Origin of the sequence: Pseudomonas sp. TSRC2-2 (genome assembly GCF_049897785.1) — a bacterium.
GTDB lineage: Bacteria > Pseudomonadota > Gammaproteobacteria > Pseudomonadales > Pseudomonadaceae > Aquipseudomonas.
Genome location: NZ_JAFCWZ010000006.1, coordinates 253,387 through 270,462, shown reverse-complemented (window position 1 = coordinate 270,462; position 17,076 = coordinate 253,387). Strand labels below are relative to the sequence as shown.

The window sequence follows — 17,076 nt, the reverse complement described above, 5'->3', positions numbered from 1 at the left end:
AGCCGGTTTTTTATTGTCAAGACAATCTGTCAATTGGCTCGCTCATATCGTTGCCAGTCGTCACCTTGTAGTAGTTGAATTCTTCTGCACGTAGTCCTTCCACTGGCTGGTATTCCTCGGGGAACAACTCGCCCCCGGTAGGACCATTTTTTGTATCGAACAGACTTAGAAACGACCCAGCCATGAAGGCGATTGCGCCTGCAAGCAAAAGAAGAAACCCGACATTAGGTGCGAACAGTGTGTTCAGCACACAGAAGGCTACAAGAGCACCAATCGTGTAAACCGGAACCCTCGTGCCGGCGTTACTGCTGTGTGTCAGGTGCAATGCTCCCGATGTAACGATCAGTGCCAGAGCGCCATAGGCAAACATCTCGTAACCCAAGGTCATGACTTTAGTGCTACCTACCAGCACGCCGGCGAACGCCAGTGCGATCGTCACCAAGTGCTTGAGCGTCCACAGTCCACCAGCAGTACGAATGCCCTCCTCCACCGCCCACAGTTTCTGGATGGGTGCAGGCAGTTGTGGCCGTTGCGCCAGTTCTGCAATGAGATCAACCACGTTTACGGCGTAGGCTGCATCAGCTTGCGAAGGGTAGCTTTTGCCGGCTACCTGGCGTAATGCGCTGATAGCGCGTCCAAAGTCGGCAGGAGCCTTGCGCAATGCATCCACGTTGAAGCAGAACAGATCGATCGTTTCTGGCGGCAGGCCCATGTAGCGTTCAACCAGTGATTCAGCACGTTTGACTTCTGACTCAATGATCATCTTCATTGCGAATTCTCCTTTCGACTGAATACATCCTACCGCACCTGCTGTAGATGCAACCCCTGTCACTGGCTTGTGTAAGTCTGCCCGGCCAAGCGATAAGTGGATGCGACTCCCTCCTCCGGACTCTGGCGATCAATGTCCTTCTTCTGGACAGGCTTGCTCTTGGCGGTAGGTAAGTACATGTCTCGCCCCTGCAGAACCTCCTGACGCGCCTTTTCGTCCTGTCGCTTGGCACGCCTTGCACTGCGGTCGAATGACTTCAGTGGCTTGATCGTAGGTCCTCGATCGCTAGCCAGCACAAACACCGGAAGATTGGCTTTGATCATTGCGTCCCATCGGCTGCTTTCGGAAAACCAAAGCATGCAGCGTGGGTGGGGAGCGACCATTTTGTGTTTGATAAGGATGTCATCGTCCGAAAGATGAACAATAGAGTTGAGGTCAAAATACTCCGGGGTTTGCTCCACCGGAATGTCCTCGGCGCCGGCGCGGATCTCTGCCTTGGCCTCGAGCTGAGCGCGGATCTTGCTGACGGTCACTCGCTCGTTGCCAGGTGAGTGACCAGCCCACGTAAAGGTAATTTGGCGTGGGGCTCCGTCGAACGCGTGTACGGATCGCTTCAGCTGGTTGGTATTGAAGCTCGCCCCCAGTGCACGCCGCATAATCCGCGGCCGCATCTCCGGCGTCAGGTTCTGCTCAATTCGCACCATCTCTATGGCGTCGACCAGGTTCTGTTTGCATGCGTTGATCGCAAGTACCTGATCGAGCACCGAGGTGGCCACCGTGAAATAGCCAGGCAGGCGCATGACTGTGCCCGGGGCCTGTCCTATGTCGCGTTCGAAAGTCCCGATCGCATCGATGGCCATCTTGATGGCATCAGCTCCAGTAACCCTCTCCACCAGCAAAATGTCTGGCGTTTTCTGCTCGTTCAGCAACGGCAACACATACACCACACCGTCGACCACCTGTGTCGGCCACGTTCGGTTGAATGCCTCGATGGCTGCCGTCAGTGTTTGGTGCGCAATCTGGATTCGTTCGTACATAGGACCCCCTATACATGAGCTCACATTATACCACCCCTGCATGGCTTCATCTATTTACAAACCAAACCCTACTACCGCGTTCCTCCCCCACTACCTCACCGAAGACTTACCCTCACCTTCATCTACCTTCCCTTTACCTTCCTCTTACCTTCCATCGCGCTTCGCGCGGGCCGATCAGGATAGGGGTCGCGCCCTGCGCCTGCTTTTGCGGTTTCAAGGCTCAGCGGAGCTCCTGGGAGGTGCGCGGCGTGCTTCGCATTTAGGTGTAGGGACAGGAAGGTCGCAGAATGGTCCCTTTAGCATATGCAGGGGTGGTATAAATTCGCTTCTTTGTCGCTTTATTGTCGACCTTTTGTTTTCGCGTTTTGAAGAGTCGAGTCTGTTTATGCCAGCCGCTATCGGCCGGGCCGTCCCTGTGTACTTCAGAGTTCCAGGTGACGTTGCCGGCGGCCATTTCCAAGGCTGAACCTGAACGTCCAAAACGGTGGCCGCAACGTCCGAGCCTCCTAGAACCTCTCGCAGATCGAGCCGAAAAATTGGCAGGGATGAGTTAGGGGCTGGTTCTGTTTATTACTGACTGTCGCTGACAACCATGGGGATCGTGGCCACTGCTCTCGGCCAAGTGTTCAGTGTTTTAACGGCCTAAGTGAGCGACTGTCTCAAGTCAGAAAAACCAATTGCAATGTATGTTTGTTTGTTTGTTTGTTACTAGTTACAATCAAAAGAACATTCATTGCAAGGTGTCTCGTTGTGCGCGAATCCCCTATCTCAAATCAAGACATCGTCGACGCTGGCAATTCCATTCTCGCGACTGGGCGCGCGGTGAATGGGTATTCGCTGCGTAACGCAATTGGCAGTGGCCGGGCCGATAGGCTGATGCGGATCTGGACAGAACACTTAGAGCTGAACGGCTCGTCTGCTGCTGGGACCATTAGCATTCCAGCTCGCGCACAAGCATTGATCTCTAGCTACGTTAAACGGACGGAAGCCTCGGTTAACCAGTTGCTGCAGGAATTGGCAGTTGTGCTGAACGAAGCCACTCAGTCCGCCGTTCTAGAGGAAATTGAGTCCTTGAAAGCGTCGCTTGAACAACAGCGCAATGCTTTGCTTGATGCGGATTTGCTGATCGATCGACTCGAGCAGACAAACAACGATCTTGAGAACCAAGTTCTTGTCGAAAAAGACAACTGCGACCAGGTACGTACTGCCCTAGCGAAATTGGAGGATCAGGCTCGGAAAGATTCTTCTGCCCTGGATGCGTTGAACAGCCAGCTTGAAGAGGCTCAAGAACAGGTCTCCTCTCTTCGTGTGTCGCTTGAAGATGAGAAATCGTTGTTGGGGCGCACTCGTGATGAAGTTTTAACGTTGGAGGAACGTGTATTCGGCCTAGTGGAGAAAGCGAAGCAGCAGGACTCGGCGTTGCTCGATGCGCGACGGGATTCTCAAGCGTCGAGGGAGCGTGAAGCCACTGTTAACGGACAGATCCTGCAGCTTCAACGCGATCGCGATGTGGATCTCGAAATAATAACCAGGTTACGGCTTGAAGTAGGTACCGCGTCTACCAGAGCTAGCCAATTTGAGGCCGAGGCCAATGCGTATAAGGAACAACTGGCTCAGCTGAATGATCGAGTTGGTGGCCTGCTCTCCACAGCTGGTCCCGGTGCTTCCCATGAATGAGGCGAACTACCAAGGCTTTAATGTTTACGCTACCTCCTGTGCTCTCAAATTTGAGATTGCCACAAATGCTGGTGGGGAGACTGTCCTGAGTATCGATGGCGCCAACAAAGCCGGCGCTGAATTCGATTGGGGTAACAAGCTAATTTTTCAGGTCACACCTAGAGAAACAACCTTGTTTCTCTGCGCGGTAATGGGCCTGGTTCCTACGTTCGAAGCGTCGAACCATGGTAAAAGCCGATCTAAATCTTTGACTTTGCAGAACCAGCTCGACAAAGGTGTTCTTCTGTTGAAGATGCAGGCGCCTCGCCGATCGGTCATGGTGCCAATTACCCCTGACAAGGTCTTCGAATTGGGCTGTTTGACAATGCGGGTGCTTTCCATCCAAGTCGGACTTGACCCCGGTACCTGCCTCTCAATGCTTCGCGCTACTGCTGCGCGCTTCTATCATTCCAAAGCAAAAGTTTCTGATCCTGGTTAAGAGCGGTTAGAAACCTGTTAGAAGCGGTTAAGGGTATGAGAAACGTGCCTGAAGCCCATGATTTACAAGGCTTTCCGGCAAATACTTAAAACCTCACCATGAGGTTTTTTTACCTGACTATCAGGTAAAGCTACCTCACTAAGAGGTAACAGTACCTCACTATGAGGTACGTCGGCTCTTTACCCTTTATTTAGCTTTAAATACAGTCTGTAAGTCATTGATATTTAATGAGATTCATAGACCATTGGATAATCTGACTATGGAGTAATCCTGCCTGATTATGGGGTATCTTTTTGGCTCGGCTCCGCTCCACAACCTAACCTATTGATAAATAAGGATAAATCCATCTATGGGCCGCTTTGACCCAACTGGAGATCCAACTTCTCAGGGGCACCTGATTTAGGAGTAAAAAAGTTCACCATGCTAAGCCTTCCTTCCTGTCCAGAGTGGCTAATTTGACCCGGTTGTAGGGTTTCCAAAGCGCCACTAGGGCCTATTTCAAGGGCTTGCAGAGCATTTCATTCTTTTTTCGTAGCGACGTTCTGAGCAGTGTTTTGACACTTTTCTCCGTTTTTTACTCCTTGGTGAGTTTCTGTGCCGCTCTATTTTGGTGGATCTACCTCTTAATCAGGTGGTGCTCAGGCTCATCTTTACTCCTTAGTCAGCATTATCCGGTTCAGGTGGGAACCTGTCCCAGCCTGCGGACAGAGCCAATATCAACCGAGCGCCGGCATTCATGGTCGACCGTCCAAGCAATTGGTAGTGCATCTCTCTGGTGATCAGCGGCCCTGGTGGGGAATGAAAACGTTACCCTCCCCTCCTACTTCTGCGCTCAGGGCGAGGTGATCTACAGGCACAAAAAACCCCCTAAGCGGGGGTCTTGGTATTTGTCTTGTTTCTCACGACAGTCACCTTGCCTGATCTGTCACAACTAGCCTCTTTTAAGAAGCCCACTGCAACGAGTTCGTTCAAGGCTTCCTTGACCATCTGTCTCGCTTTGCCTTGTGTAGAGACGCGCGATCCAGCGTGCTTTATCAGCGTGTCAACGTTCAGAGCATATGGCTCACTGTGCGAGGCATAGAAACCATGCAGCCATTTGGCTAGGTTTCCAGGCAATGCCATTCGCTGCTCCCATTCAATCCTGGTGCTATAAAAGCCCCCACCAAACAAGGTGGCGATCTCAGGTTCCAACTCCACGATCCATTCCTCATCAGCGCGTTTTCCAGCGACGTCAAAGTCATCACTGTATTCAAACTTTCTGACAAGAGAGAGAACAACACCGCGGCCAAGGCGTTCCGAGTGAAACTGAACCCCAGTTGTTTTCAGTCTGGTCAGGATCGTCATGAGCCTGACAGTGTGTTTCACGCCGTATGGCCACTGGAGGTCTTTTTTCATCTGAGCTGGGCTGAAACGAATAGGCGTCCCTAGTTCCTGAAGCCGCGCAAGATGAAGAACTTGCAGCCAAACGTCTAAGTCGTCTTGGCGTAGCTCCTCCCCCGTATAGATCACACGGGAATTGCCATAACTGGAAATCTCAACTGATTTGAGTTGTTCGCGTTTAACGTTTCGATTTCGAGCGGTGAACAGTGCGCATCGAAGCGCCTCGTTCGGAGCTTCTCGAAGTTCTTCTGCCCATTTGCCCAATCGCTTATCGGCGTTCTCTTTTGCTTCCTTGGCTCGTTGTTGTGCGGCCTTTAAGCCATCGCCTCGTCGTGTGGCAGGGGCAACTGCAGACTTTAAGTTTTCGGAGTGAGGTTTTGCCGCTTTACCCGATCCGTTGGTCGCATCACCAGCCTCCTGCTCTTGTTCGTCTTGAGCATCATCTTTGAGAGATGCGGCTTTCTTAGCTGCTTCGGCCCGCTCTCTTGCTGCTTTTATGCCATAACCTGGCTTTGATTGAGGTGTACCACCCTCCTCCTCTGCACCGCCCTGAGTGGCGAAGAGATCACCATTTCTGGGCCGTTCCGATTTGGTGTCGTTCACACTTGGACCCCTATGCCGATTTAAGGCTTTTCAGAAACTCTTCAAGCTTTTCAAGCTGCTCGTCAGAGAACTGCGAGCGTACCAGTTTCAGCTCGTAGAAATTTTTGCTTTTCTTCGCATGCCCGAGCTTGACTTCCCCGCTCTTGATTTCGGTACCAGCCATCGTTTGAGTGCTTTGCGGAAATTTTTTCTCAAGCGACCGAGCCAGATTCTTTATAGGCGCACCGCTGCTCAGAGCAGCCTGAATGATAGAGATGAGTGCTTTTTCCAAAGCCTCTAATGAGGTTCCAGACTCAACCTTCTCCTTAATAAACTTTACGGTTTTCTCGGCACTTGCAGCTGTGATCAGTGAAGGTTTTTTATCAAGAAGAGTATTCACCGCCTCAGGAAGGCTTTCGAACGCCATCATACGATAGTAGGTAGATTGCGTCAGTCCGAACTCTTGGTGCGTTGTACTTAGGCTTCCAAATTCAGCTTTGTGCCTGATGATCGCCCGTGATTTTTCAAAATCACATAAGTCTTTTCGACCAAGGTTTTCAACAATTCCCCTTACCGAACTTTCTTGGTCAGTGATGTTGACGACGTGGGCCAAGATGCGGGTCTTACCCAAAAGCTTATGCGCTTTAACCCTGCGTTCACCTGATACGAGCTCATAACGGTTACCTTTTAATCGAACCTCAATGGGAACCAACAAACCTTGTTCATCGATCAGTTTGGCAAGTTCCTCAATGCCATCAAAGTCTTTCCTTGGTTGCCATGGGTTGGGGTCTATTATTGAAAGGTCTATGGGGCGTGCCGCCCAGTATTCCGTTTCCGAAATACCGGTGTTTTCAATAATCAACTTATGATTCGAGAAATTTTCTTGCAGTGTGCCTGCAAGCCTTTCATTAATCCCTGGGCGGCGCGTCTTCGTCTCTTTGCCGCCTGTCGCCTTGCCAGTTTTCTGGGTTGGTTTCGGAGTGGTTTCGGTTTGTGCGCTCATTATCTAGAGCCCCCTGTTCTTTCGGCAACGTAGGAAGCAAGTTCCCCATATTGTTTCGTAACTTTGTTATTGCGATCAAGCATCCGCAAACTACTGCTTATTGCAATGGACTGATTCACTTTGCTTGTTTGAGAAATTTTAACTGGACAGACAGTTCCGAACATTGCAATCGCATCGCGCTCATTTTCTTGGCACAAGGTCAGCCGCGAATCATGTTTAACCAACAAAGCTCCAAGAAAACTTAACTCGGGATTGATTTTTTTAATTCTATTGATTCGCTCCTGGAGGTCGGCAAGTCCGTATAGCCCATATGCTGCACCCGATTCAACGGGAATAATGTAATGCGTCGCTGCAGCGAGTGCATTCATCGTGAGAAGCCCAAGATTAGGTGGGCAATCCAAAATGATGTAGTCGACCACGCCCATTAATGGAGCAATTCGGGCTTTCAAAACTTCGTTAGGTCTAGGATCTTCCTGTTTAATCATATCAGGCACAGTTTCGAGACTAAGAGATCCGTAGATCAGACTTACGCCTTCAATTTGTGTGTTCTCAAAGATAAACGCGCTGATGCTTGATGCCGGATTCAATAGCAGTTCAGCGAGGTTATGAGTGACCTTCGCTGGATGATCAGGTCCGATATGCTTTGACGCGTTTGCTTGCGGATCCATATCGATTAGCACGACGGTATTGGCCTCGTTGAGCTGTGCCAGATGATCTGCAAGGTTAATCGATGTGGTTGTTTTGGTGACGCCGCCCTTATGGTTGGCAATGGCAATGATCTTTGTTTTAACGACACGGTCTGCCATTTTTTACTCCTAATGAAAGATCTCAGGTTTACTACCTGTTCATACATCGTCATTGGCATTATGCAACATTACGTCGTCTGTGTTGTGGGGAAACGTCTTTTTTTTGGTGGTATCGTTTATGTTCAGCTCTCATTTTCCTAATCGTAACCAACGAGCATCTATTGGTTCGACTCGCTCTACCTTCTTCAGCCCCTGTGAAGTATGGTCCGATAGGTATCAACAGTCCGCTCATTCCCACGGTGGGAATGGATTGGAGTGTTGCAAGGCGCTGATTCCCATTGTCTTCTAGCACCCGTTGCATCTGCGTAATGTCGGAATCACCCTAACCGAGTCCCAACCTAGGTTAGTGATTCGCTTTCGGGCAACCGAAATCGTTGTGCTCGCGTTAGTACTGAAGCTCTTAGTCGCTCGGTGCCATCTGGTTGTGGGTTGATGAGTGCCTCTTTTCTTGTGCGTAGCATGCGATAGCCGGGTTACGATGCGAACGCTAAGCCTCACGGTTGGGCTGAAGCCCTCTACTATCTCAAGTTCATTCCCACAGTGGGAATCGATTTTGATCATGCTAGATGATGGCTCATACCCATTTGGTTAGGTTGCCCGGATGCCCCCTCCCCCCGCACAAAGGCCATGTATGTGTGGCGAGGCCCCTACTCTTGCGCATTGTCATAGTGGGAATTGAGCGGGTTATTAAGCAATTCTTGTGGCTGATCGCTCCCTTTAGGTGAGGCGATAACCGCCGGCATCAGGTACCGTGAATAGGTGATTGTCTCTTGACTAAATCATTGGGCATTCCCACGGTGGGAATCCATATTTCCAATTGTACCTGTGATGAAGTCGCCCTCCTCCAAGGATCTAAGTGCCTGAGCCCGCATCGTGGCCAGGAACTGGTGGCGGGCTCAACCCTTGCGTATTCCCATGGTGGAAATTGAGCAGGTTGATGAGGGTACCTGGATAGCAGATCTCTCCCTTTAGGTGAGGCCGGTAACGGGCGGCATCAGGTACCGTGGATAGGTGTTATTCGTCAGACCCAACTCTTGGGCATTCCCACGGTGGGAATCCATATTTCCAATTGGACCTGTGATGAAGTCGCCCTCCTCCAAGGACCTAAGTGCCTGAGCCCGCATCGTGCCTAGGAACTGGTGGCGAGCTCCACCCTTGCGTATTCCCATGGTGGAAATTGAGCAGGTTGATGAGGGTACCTGAATAGCAGATCTCTCCCTTTAGGTGAGGCCGGTAACCGGCGGCATCAGGTACCGTGGATAGGTGTTATTCGTCAGACCCAACCCTTGGGCATTCCCACGGTGGGAATACACTTTTCCATCGTCGGATCTGCGATGAAGTAGCGTTCCTCTCCCTGGGATCTATCTGGCGGCGACCTCGCACTAGAGCCAGGAACTAGTGGCGAGCCCGTTCCTTTCTTCCCATGGTGGAGATTGAGACCTGGGATGCAGATCGCCGCTCTAATGGGAGGCAGGTGACAGCGACGACATATACCGTGGATTGATGTTAGTCACCGACCCAACCTTCTGGCATTCCCACGGTGGGAATTGAGCTTTTCATCGCCATACCATCGATGTTGCGCGCACCTCTCAGGGAGCAGACTGGCTGACCCCAACCGTTCCAAGAATTTGCTGCGTGATATGCCAGTGCTCATTCCCATGGTGGGAATTGAGCTGGTCAGGAGCCTCCTAGATGGATGTCTCGCTCCTCTTGAGATAGAAAAGAAGTAATCGGCGGCGACAGTGGATTGGCTTGGCTTGGCTTGACCTGGAGCTATTCGTGATACTCAAACTTCGGGCATTACCACGGTGGGAATCGAGCTCTTTAATCGCCGTAACTGTAATGAAGGCGCGCGCCTTCAGGGATCAGGCAGACAGCGACCGGAACCTTCGTCTAGTAATTGTGGAGTGATCATCCAGTCAATGCTCATTCCCATGATGGGAATAGCTCTGGTCTAAGAGCAGACCTGGGATGCGATCTCAGGGCGCCCCTTCATAGTGGTCAGGTAATCGGGCAGCGGGCAGCAACTGAGCACGTCGCCAGCACCAGACCCTGCTTGAAGTGCTGTCGCAAGCGCGTTTATGTGGACGTGCAAAGGTTAGATCTGGCCAGCCGCGTTGGGCGTAGACCTGTGGCGCTCGCTAGCTGAAAAAGTTAGCACTATCCAACTCTCTCCCATGGCGGGAGCCGTTTATTCCGGAAGGAGAGGGTATGGCTTAAATTCTCTAAGTTGCACAGCCGGCGATGACAGGTGAGGTGGGGCGAAGTGCAATTGGAAAGGGCGACATCGGAATTTTCAGCGAACTGTATAAAGGTACAGCATGGATGATGCGTAGTGATGCTGGGCTTTCAGACTACGTACTCAGGTTTGAGTAAATCACTATCGAGCGACAAACGGACGACAAAACTCGTTTCGGATACTCGGGCCTGAACAGTAACGAGTTAGGGCCACTTTAATGGTCGACAATAGTGCGACATTCGGCTGACTATCGTCATAGGTTTTGACCTGAGACTTGAGGACAATAAAAAGCCCGCAACAAGCGGGCCTTTGACGGGGGAGGGGAGGGGGTCAAAACCGTATTTCCGAGACCTGAAGCTCAACAGTCTGCTTTGCCCTCGTAGTGGCGACATACAGTAGATTCAGCTCTTCGTCTAACTGGGCAATTCCCCGGCGTTTAGCGGTAGCTAGGCTATGATCGAAGTCATCTCGGACAACGACATTCAGAAATTCCCTGCCTTTTGCCTTGTGACAGGTTGTCAGCGTGATTCGTCCTCTATTCGATTGCCCTCGGCCAGCCAGCACTCGCAAGAGATCGTCCTCCCGCAGTTCGTAATCTCTTGCGAGATAGTAGATCTGAGCTATTTCTGTATCTGGATGGCCTGAAGCCCATTCAGCGAGTTCGTCGTGAGTTTTAAACGAGGAAAGCGCTGGGTGTTTTGCTTCTCTGGGCGAGTCTCTCATCAATGCAAAAACGGATTCAGCTTTGTCGCGAATATCTAAGGTATCGCCGACGATTGAAAATGATTCCCCAAGATCCTTTAGGGTTAAGGCATCTCGTATTAACGCTGTATTCGTGCGGAAAATGCGTGTGTGCTCATCGCTTGCCGCAATTGGCCCAACTCTTGAAGATTTTCCTGCGAGGCCCCGAAGTTTTATTGGAGGAGGGGACGATTTGCACTCCAATATGCGGTTCGCCAATTCGGCAATATGAGGGCCAAACCGAAAGGACAGAGTTAAGGGGAACTCACGGCCGGGAACCTTCAGCATAGCGTCCTGAGAGCCGCGAAATGCAAAGATCTGTTGTCCGGCATCTCCAACGTACGAGGCACGCTTAGCGAACGCCAGGCAGGAGAGCATGACATCTGATGCGTCCTGAGCCTCATCGAGGAACAACTGGTCGAAATGTGCAAGGCCTGGACATCCCTGCAGGTGCCAATCCTTGACATACAGATCGTGCGGAAGGGGTAGCCTGGTTCTCGACGATACGCGCATAGCGTCGAATAGTACTGTTGCGTAGCGCACGGCAAGATCGGCGACTATCGGTTCTCGTACCCATGCTGGAATATGTTTAGCCGATAATGTTGAGTCTGCGCTCGAGCAAAACTTGCCGACTGAGCCAATGATGATCTTGGCAAAGGCGTGAGCATCTATCGGTAATTTTTTGTTATGTAGATCAAATGCTTGTAGGACATGGGAAGGGTAGAGCTGCCCAATGGTACGGCCTTCTGAGCGGGATCCGACAGCCTCTAGAGCTATGCTGTTGAAGGTTCGGACGACAGCGAGATTTCCAAAGAGGCCTTGAGCCTCCGATACGAGCGGTTTGGCATACGATAGAACTAAAAGCCGGCTTGCGCCGGCTCGATTGCAGTCCTGGACTGCTCCCCTTAATGCGGTGGTCTTACCACAACCCGCTCCGGCCGTTGACTTTACTATTCCTCGAGGTGCCTCCAATAAGGCTACTGATGCTTTCCGAAAGGCCGCCTGTTCTTCCGTAGGCGCATGCATTTTAAGCCGCCTGCAGGCTATGGCCACGCACTGTAGGCGCCTTGATTAGGTATTTAACCAGTCGATCGCCGGTTTGAAATTTCAAGCAAAGCCGTTGGATTTCTTCCTCTGGGAGTGAAAGCAATTTCCTACAAGCGAGTAGTTCGCCATTAGAAAGAGAAAACTCGTTCCTGATTTCTTCGGACTTGTACCCCCAGTTCTCCCATTGACTGACCTTCATCGAAACTTCAATGAGCTCGCCGACGCTCCGAGCCGATACGGTTCGGTCTGCAACGTCACAATGGAAAGGATCACGTACTTGGACACCCTCGCACAGGGGGCAGGCATGACGCCGGTGATTGATGCTCGCTACAAACTCGATGTGACAATTACTGCAGGATCGCATGGTGACCTCCTGGCTCCGGTAATCACGTGCAATCAACCACGCGTCATCGAGCTCCAAGATATTCTCAAGGTCCAGGTTTCCACCGCGCAACGCTGAGTGGCTGTCAAGGTACTGAGTATGGGCAGCCATTACCGCATAGATATCAACTGCTTCACGTGGTTTCTCGGCAGTAATTAAATACGCCAGCATGAATAGGCTGGCTTCCAGAGAAACCGCGCGTTTGACCAGAAGGTTTTCTGCGTTAGGCAGGGGGCCGGATTCGGACGGGCCACAGACCCCCAATTTTTTCCGCAGGCTTGTGACCTGTTTTCGGGTCAGGCCGGTATGTAGCCGGATGATCGCCGATCGGAAACCGGCTTTAGCCAAAACGCTGGCAAGTGATTCGTCCATTTCAATGCCCCTATACGACGCTAGATATTATTTTGTTTAAGAGTGTTATCTGATCTGAGCTGCGAAGTTCTCTTGCGAGAACCCAGGCCTCATCCAGTGAAAGAGGGGAGGGCTGTACAGTCCGTTGAACAAGCCGGTATTCGCGGAGGTAGTCCTCATACGCGGCAACAAGCTTGTCGATGTCGACCTGCATCTCGGCACGGTCTGCCAGGGCGGTGTAAAGAAGCAGAAGTGCTGCGGCACCAGACGCCTTGTTAGGGACGCTCAAAATGTCATCCAGTGCGGGTATGTTATAAGCGACCAGGCTGCGGACTTGCGCCTTAACGTCGGCCGGTAACAGGATCTGTTCAGCCGAAAGTCCGGTTTGAATATTGACCAAAATGGGGCTAAGCCCCGCTTTGAGCAACCGTATGGCTTGTCTTTGCTTACTCACCACGACGCCCTCCGGAAAGTATCCGCATCAGGTTCGCAATACGTACCGTGCTATCAGGCGCGCCAACGATGATTTTGCTAAAGGAGGTTCGAGCGGCGAATGTAACTCGCCCCTGTGCAGCAAGCCTGACTCGATCTTTCATTTTGCTTGTCGCGAGCCAGTTGGCTTTGTCCGCGCAGGTGATGCCCCAGTCAATCATCCCTACACGCCCCCTGATGCGAAGATCATCTGCAATCGCGCCGAGGAGCTGGCTGATGGTTGAGACGGCAGGGGAGGGGGTTTGAAACCCGGTGAACTTTTCTTCACTCAACGTGCCGATGTTGACGAGTAGAATGGACGATGGAAGCGATGCAAGTTCGGCTAAATCGCTCTCAGCAGCTTGGACAAGCCATTGCCGATCTACAGGAGCCAGGTCGAAATATCGACCGTAGGCTGGGTCATTGTTTTTAGCCCAATCCTGAGCAACTCGGAGTGCAAGGTTCAACGCGAACGAATCCATCATGATCACCCCTCCTGCTCGAGAACAATGAGTCGGCGCCATACGCGCAGAACATTTACCCCATAATCACGTGCCACTTGCTCAAGATCTGGGTTTGGCGTGTGGTAACGGCCTAGCGCAAGAGCTAAGTCGCCTTTCCCTTCTTTGATGAACTCGCAAAATATCTGCGTGCCAACACGAACGTTCGTATTGAGATCAAGTAGATCAGCGGGATTTGAAACACGATGACCGTTCCAGCGCATGCTCACCTGCATGGCGCCTACGGCGATTGTTTTCGTTTTTGTCAGGGCCTTATTGAGCTGATCGGCAGCCTTTTCCTTCGTGGAGGGGTGATAGGCCTTGTTGTCGATGTTTAGCGCGTAAGGGTTCGGCTTTACCGATGGGCCATCATAATTTTTCGACTCGACCAGGGCGATTGCGTAGAGCAGTTTTGGGTCTACCTTGCAGGCGCGATTGGATTCTTGCTCCCACACTGTCCCTTTGAGGCTGAATGCCGATGCTGAGAGCGGTTGCAGCCATAAGGCTACTGCCGCCGCCAGTGCAAGTTTGAGTGTGCAATCCATCGAAATATGACCCTGTCCTAGTGCATAAATGGCCTATCGTTCGGGGCGCATTCTACCCATGGTTCAGGATGTTTCAAGATGGTTCACCATAATATGACCCTTATTCAGTGTAGATAGTTCACAGAAATCGGACGAGCGGCAGGACCAATGTCACATTTTTGACTAGATTTCTCGCAAAACATGCAAAAAATGGCCAAATGCCATGTTATTGACACTACTTTGACCTCAAAGTGATATTACAAGAATCTACACTGCGTGCTCATTTATCTACTCTAAAAGGGTCACATTTCGAGGTTTTGATTTACACCATTGAATGGGTGTAAATTGACACGGTATAAACGCCGTTAAAATTAACGCCTATAAGCTGCCGGGTGAGGTTTCGCCGAGGGTGGCGCGATGGTCGCCATTTAACAGAAACCAAGGTGGAAGAGCCGAGGATCGCATTACATGCAGTACGCCGCTGAAGCGACCACTCATGCAGCCTTTGTCACACGCGTGACCGAGCTGATGAAGGTTCGAGAAATTTCCGCAACGAAGTTGGCTCAGCTCCTAGAAGAATCTGAGTCTACGGTCAAGAATATGCTGTACAAGGGAACCTCGTGCACACGTGAGCGTCTTGTCCAATTGGCCCGTGTCCTGGAGACTACCGTCGAGTACTTAGCGACTGGATCCGACATTACGAAAGCTGATGACGTTTCTTTGATGGTTCAAAGTCCCGAACAATTAGCTTTCACGTTGGGAATTTTGGCCAAAGAACCCCCAGCGATTGTTGTCGAGTCAGTCCTTCGGACATTGCCGATGCCTCTCAGACTTTTGAGTGAGTATGGGTTAACGCCTGAAAGCACCAGGGCTGTGTTGGTGAATACAGATGCTTTAAAGTCAGTTGTGTCCCGAAATGACATCATTCTTGTAGATATTTCCCAGAAAACACTTCACGAGGGTGTTTATCTGATTTCTATCCGAGATTCTGTAGTTCTGCGGCAAGTGTCTCCGGTTATCACTGGTTTTGCCTTGACGTCGACGAACCCTAATATCTTAGGTACCACTGTTCCTATTGACTCTGATACTGGTCTACCTAAAAACGCTGATACACGTGTAATAGCGAAGGTCGTTTGTAGAATGTCATTGAGTGCACTTTAAAACAAAAGCCCGCTGATGAGCGGGCTTTGTATTTTCAGGCGAGCGACGATTTGAAAGCAGGTCTATTTCGGTTCAGCAATTGGGCCGGTTGGCTAGTTTCCAGGGCCGGGCTCACCGATGCCGATACGACTTCATCGGGCTGGGGTTTACCAATCTCAGTTGCCTGAATTTGCGGCTCCTGGTTGCCACTCGTTGAGTCCTTCATAGGCCTATCAATCGACAGAGACGGTGACGAAACTTCTGTAACCTCATCGCCAAATTTCACCCCGGTGAGTACTTCATCCTTTTGTCGTTCGTCCTGCGCATTGGCTTCCTTCACCTCATTGGCAGCCACGAGGGCCGACATGGTCATCCTTCCGCCTGGGGAATGTTCCCCTTCAAGCGTTTTCTCTGTCATCAGGCCGAGCTGAGCAAGATAGAGGAGACGCCTGGCTCGACGCATTTTGGACGTGCTCTCTAGATCCTTGTAGAGGAGCTTTGACTCTGATGTCAGCTTGACCAGCATTTTCAGAGTGTCGTCGTCGTCTAACTTGCCCATGCTCGTTCCCTTAACCGTGGTTCAGCCAATACCCGAAGGCGTTCGAAATTACTGGTCGGTCCGAGGTCAACGTTTTGGAGCGCGGAAAAACCTGTTGTGCAGCAGATTTGTAGCAGTTGCCTCCTCCACCCCCCAGCAGCACGAAATCGGCTGCTTCCCCGTCCAGAAAGCGCATCTGCTGCTTCATGTTCAGGAGGGCTTTGGGTGCCACGATGTTGGACGCCTGCTCGATGAATGGGCCCAGATCGACTTCGTCACCAAACAGGAAGACGTGGTTGCGACCGTTCTGCATCGCGATTTCAATCTTGTCGCGGCCGGGTCCATTACCCCCAAAATCCTTGGCGATTTCTACGTTAATTGCATCCAAAAGAGCGCTCATGGCTTCCATGGAGGAGTCCGATGAATCGCGGACAATGTCACCACGGCGGAAGACAACCCAGTCAACAGAGAAGAACCCAGGATCGAGCACGAGGAGGACGGACTCCTCAAGGATCTCAGGGTTTGGATGGGTTGCGTAGATGTAGTTCAGGGTGCCGACAGGTTGAGGGAGCACCGTGACCTTCTTCACAGTGATCTCGCGTTTGGGTGATACCTGGTGGGTGCCTGTGAGTTGTGCAGTCAACCGTTCAACCAGCTCCGCATTACGAGCTTGCTTCACCGGCAGGCCGGTGATCAGGTGGTCAATTACCGAACGGCCGTCTGCGCACACCTCGCTGATCGACGCATTGAAGAGGGCGCGATAGGTATCGGTCGATGGATAGTCTGCGTGGAGTTCACGCTTAACTCCTGAGCGGCCCGGGTTCACGAAACCGACCCACTGTTCGTTGTTCAAATAGACGTAGTGCTCGCCATCCTTCAGGTCAATGTTGCCATTGAGGCTGGTCACAGGTGCCGCTTGGGCAGGTCGAACCATCAGGCCAGGTTGATCTTGATCGGCATGACCGTACGCCATCTTCACGTTCGAATAGCCGATGTCGAGACCTACAACGAAGTCGCCGGTGGGTTTGTTTTTGCTGGCCATGTTGCTCCTTAAGCTCTCGCTTGGGTTTGCTATTGGTCCGAAGCTGTTTTTCATTCGGTCGACTATCGGTCGACTATCGAAAACAGCTGGCGGAATTGAGATTCTGTCTTGAGTGGCATCGTCCCTTCGCTCGAACTTTCGTCCCGGCACAATCGGACGACAAACGCACCTCACGCTTAAATCCTGCCATCGATTTCCAATATGCAACCCCCCAATTCGCCCCAATTTTCAGTTCCGGCAAAGGATGCGAAAGCGGTGTTTTTCGCTTCCGTGCGACTCCCCACCGATGTGGAGCTCATTTCGCTATAAATTCCCTTATAGGAGAAATGTAGCCGTCAAAACGAATGCGTCTGACAGAAAAGGCAATCT

Annotated in this window: 15 protein-coding genes; 3 read left to right on the top strand and 12 right to left on the bottom strand. The window is 51.4% G+C overall.

Annotated features, from left to right (window positions below; all coding sequences use genetic code 11):
- Window positions 1–16: 16 nt before the first annotated feature.
- Window positions 17–769, bottom strand: coding sequence for a hypothetical protein (locus ACP7D9_RS14460; protein WP_426158160.1), 753 nt, complete (start codon window positions 767–769; stop codon window positions 17–19).
- 59 nt (window positions 770–828) lie between these two features.
- A complete protein-coding gene (locus ACP7D9_RS14455; RefSeq protein WP_426158158.1) occupies window positions 829–1,806 on the bottom strand; it encodes a DNA replication terminus site-binding protein in 978 nt (325 codons plus the stop codon).
- 750 nt (window positions 1,807–2,556) lie between these two features.
- Between ACP7D9_RS14455 and ACP7D9_RS14450 the strand changes: the two genes are divergently transcribed.
- Complete coding sequence (locus ACP7D9_RS14450; RefSeq protein ID WP_426158156.1) at window positions 2,557–3,483, top strand: hypothetical protein; 927 nt, start codon at window positions 2,557–2,559, stop codon at window positions 3,481–3,483.
- Window positions 3,476–3,961: a hypothetical protein gene (locus ACP7D9_RS14445; protein ID WP_426158155.1), complete on the top strand. Its 486-nt coding sequence runs from the start codon at window positions 3,476–3,478 to the stop codon at window positions 3,959–3,961. The genes ACP7D9_RS14450 and ACP7D9_RS14445 overlap by 8 nt, the downstream gene beginning before the upstream one ends.
- 867 nt (window positions 3,962–4,828) lie before the next feature.
- On the opposite strand, the gene trfA is transcribed toward ACP7D9_RS14445, so the two are convergent.
- From trfA to ACP7D9_RS14405, 8 genes are all read right to left on the bottom strand, one after another.
- Window positions 4,829–5,944 carry a plasmid replication initiator TrfA gene (gene trfA, locus ACP7D9_RS14440; RefSeq protein ID WP_426158154.1) on the bottom strand — a complete coding sequence of 372 codons (1,116 nt, stop codon included), beginning with the start codon at window positions 5,942–5,944 and terminating at the stop codon, window positions 4,829–4,831.
- Window positions 5,945–5,954: 10 nt separating this feature from the next.
- Window positions 5,955–6,926 carry a ParB/RepB/Spo0J family partition protein gene (locus ACP7D9_RS14435; protein WP_426158153.1) on the bottom strand — a complete coding sequence of 324 codons (972 nt, stop codon included), beginning with the start codon at window positions 6,924–6,926 and terminating at the stop codon, window positions 5,955–5,957.
- Entirely contained in the window at window positions 6,926–7,732 is an 807-nt protein-coding gene (locus ACP7D9_RS14430; protein ID WP_426158152.1) for a ParA family protein, read from the bottom strand. Before ACP7D9_RS14430 ends, ACP7D9_RS14435 begins: the two co-directional genes overlap by 1 nt.
- 2,569 nt (window positions 7,733–10,301) lie before the next feature.
- Window positions 10,302–11,738 carry a 3'-5' exonuclease gene (locus ACP7D9_RS14425; protein WP_426158150.1) on the bottom strand — a complete coding sequence of 479 codons (1,437 nt, stop codon included), beginning with the start codon at window positions 11,736–11,738 and terminating at the stop codon, window positions 10,302–10,304.
- 1 nt (window position 11,739) lies between these two features.
- Window positions 11,740–12,513, bottom strand: coding sequence for a FlhC family transcriptional regulator (locus tag ACP7D9_RS14420; RefSeq protein WP_426158148.1), 774 nt, complete (start codon window positions 12,511–12,513; stop codon window positions 11,740–11,742).
- Window positions 12,514–12,523: 10 nt separating this feature from the next.
- Window positions 12,524–12,949, bottom strand: coding sequence for a hypothetical protein (locus ACP7D9_RS14415; protein ID WP_426158146.1), 426 nt, complete (start codon window positions 12,947–12,949; stop codon window positions 12,524–12,526).
- A complete protein-coding gene (locus ACP7D9_RS14410; RefSeq protein WP_426158144.1) occupies window positions 12,939–13,448 on the bottom strand; it encodes a hypothetical protein in 510 nt (169 codons plus the stop codon). Before ACP7D9_RS14410 ends, ACP7D9_RS14415 begins: the two co-directional genes overlap by 11 nt.
- 2 nt (window positions 13,449–13,450) lie before the next feature.
- Window positions 13,451–14,008 (bottom strand): transglycosylase SLT domain-containing protein, encoded by a 558-nt coding sequence (locus ACP7D9_RS14405; RefSeq protein ID WP_426158142.1) that lies wholly within the window; start codon window positions 14,006–14,008, stop codon window positions 13,451–13,453.
- Window positions 14,009–14,455: 447 nt separating this feature from the next.
- Here ACP7D9_RS14405 and ACP7D9_RS14400 point away from each other — a divergent pair, with 447 nt between their 5' ends.
- The gene (locus tag ACP7D9_RS14400) at window positions 14,456–15,148 is read left to right on the top strand and encodes a LexA family transcriptional regulator (protein WP_426158140.1); all 693 of its coding nucleotides are present in this window, start codon (window positions 14,456–14,458) and stop codon (window positions 15,146–15,148) included.
- A gap of 34 nt (window positions 15,149–15,182) precedes the next feature.
- Here ACP7D9_RS14400 and ACP7D9_RS14395 read toward each other — a convergent pair whose 3' ends face one another.
- Together ACP7D9_RS14395 and ACP7D9_RS14390 are read right to left on the bottom strand one after the other, a co-directional pair.
- Entirely contained in the window at window positions 15,183–15,686 is a 504-nt protein-coding gene (locus ACP7D9_RS14395) for a hypothetical protein (RefSeq protein WP_426158138.1), read from the bottom strand.
- Window positions 15,687–15,696: 10 nt separating this feature from the next.
- A complete protein-coding gene (locus tag ACP7D9_RS14390; protein ID WP_426158136.1) occupies window positions 15,697–16,707 on the bottom strand; it encodes a ParM/StbA family protein in 1,011 nt (336 codons plus the stop codon).
- Window positions 16,708–17,076 lie beyond the last annotated feature (369 nt).

Coding starts and splice junctions, on each gene's coding strand:
- ACP7D9_RS14425 (WP_426158150.1), bottom strand. CDS start 11,738: ATGCATGCGCCTACGGAAGAACAGGCGGCCTTTCGGAAAGCATCAGTA.
- ACP7D9_RS14420 (WP_426158148.1), bottom strand. CDS start 12,513: ATGGACGAATCACTTGCCAGCGTTTTGGCTAAAGCCGGTTTCCGATCG.
- ACP7D9_RS14460 (WP_426158160.1), bottom strand. CDS start 769: ATGAAGATGATCATTGAGTCAGAAGTCAAACGTGCTGAATCACTGGTT.
- ACP7D9_RS14435 (WP_426158153.1), bottom strand. CDS start 6,926: ATGAGCGCACAAACCGAAACCACTCCGAAACCAACCCAGAAAACTGGC.
- ACP7D9_RS14445 (WP_426158155.1), top strand. CDS start 3,476: ATGAATGAGGCGAACTACCAAGGCTTTAATGTTTACGCTACCTCCTGT.
- ACP7D9_RS14400 (WP_426158140.1), top strand. CDS start 14,456: ATGCAGTACGCCGCTGAAGCGACCACTCATGCAGCCTTTGTCACACGC.
- ACP7D9_RS14395 (WP_426158138.1), bottom strand. CDS start 15,686: ATGGGCAAGTTAGACGACGACGACACTCTGAAAATGCTGGTCAAGCTG.
- ACP7D9_RS14455 (WP_426158158.1), bottom strand. CDS start 1,806: ATGTACGAACGAATCCAGATTGCGCACCAAACACTGACGGCAGCCATC.
- ACP7D9_RS14410 (WP_426158144.1), bottom strand. CDS start 13,448: ATGATGGATTCGTTCGCGTTGAACCTTGCACTCCGAGTTGCTCAGGAT.
- ACP7D9_RS14405 (WP_426158142.1), bottom strand. CDS start 14,008: ATGGATTGCACACTCAAACTTGCACTGGCGGCGGCAGTAGCCTTATGG.
- ACP7D9_RS14430 (WP_426158152.1), bottom strand. CDS start 7,732: ATGGCAGACCGTGTCGTTAAAACAAAGATCATTGCCATTGCCAACCAT.
- ACP7D9_RS14390 (WP_426158136.1), bottom strand. CDS start 16,707: ATGGCCAGCAAAAACAAACCCACCGGCGACTTCGTTGTAGGTCTCGAC.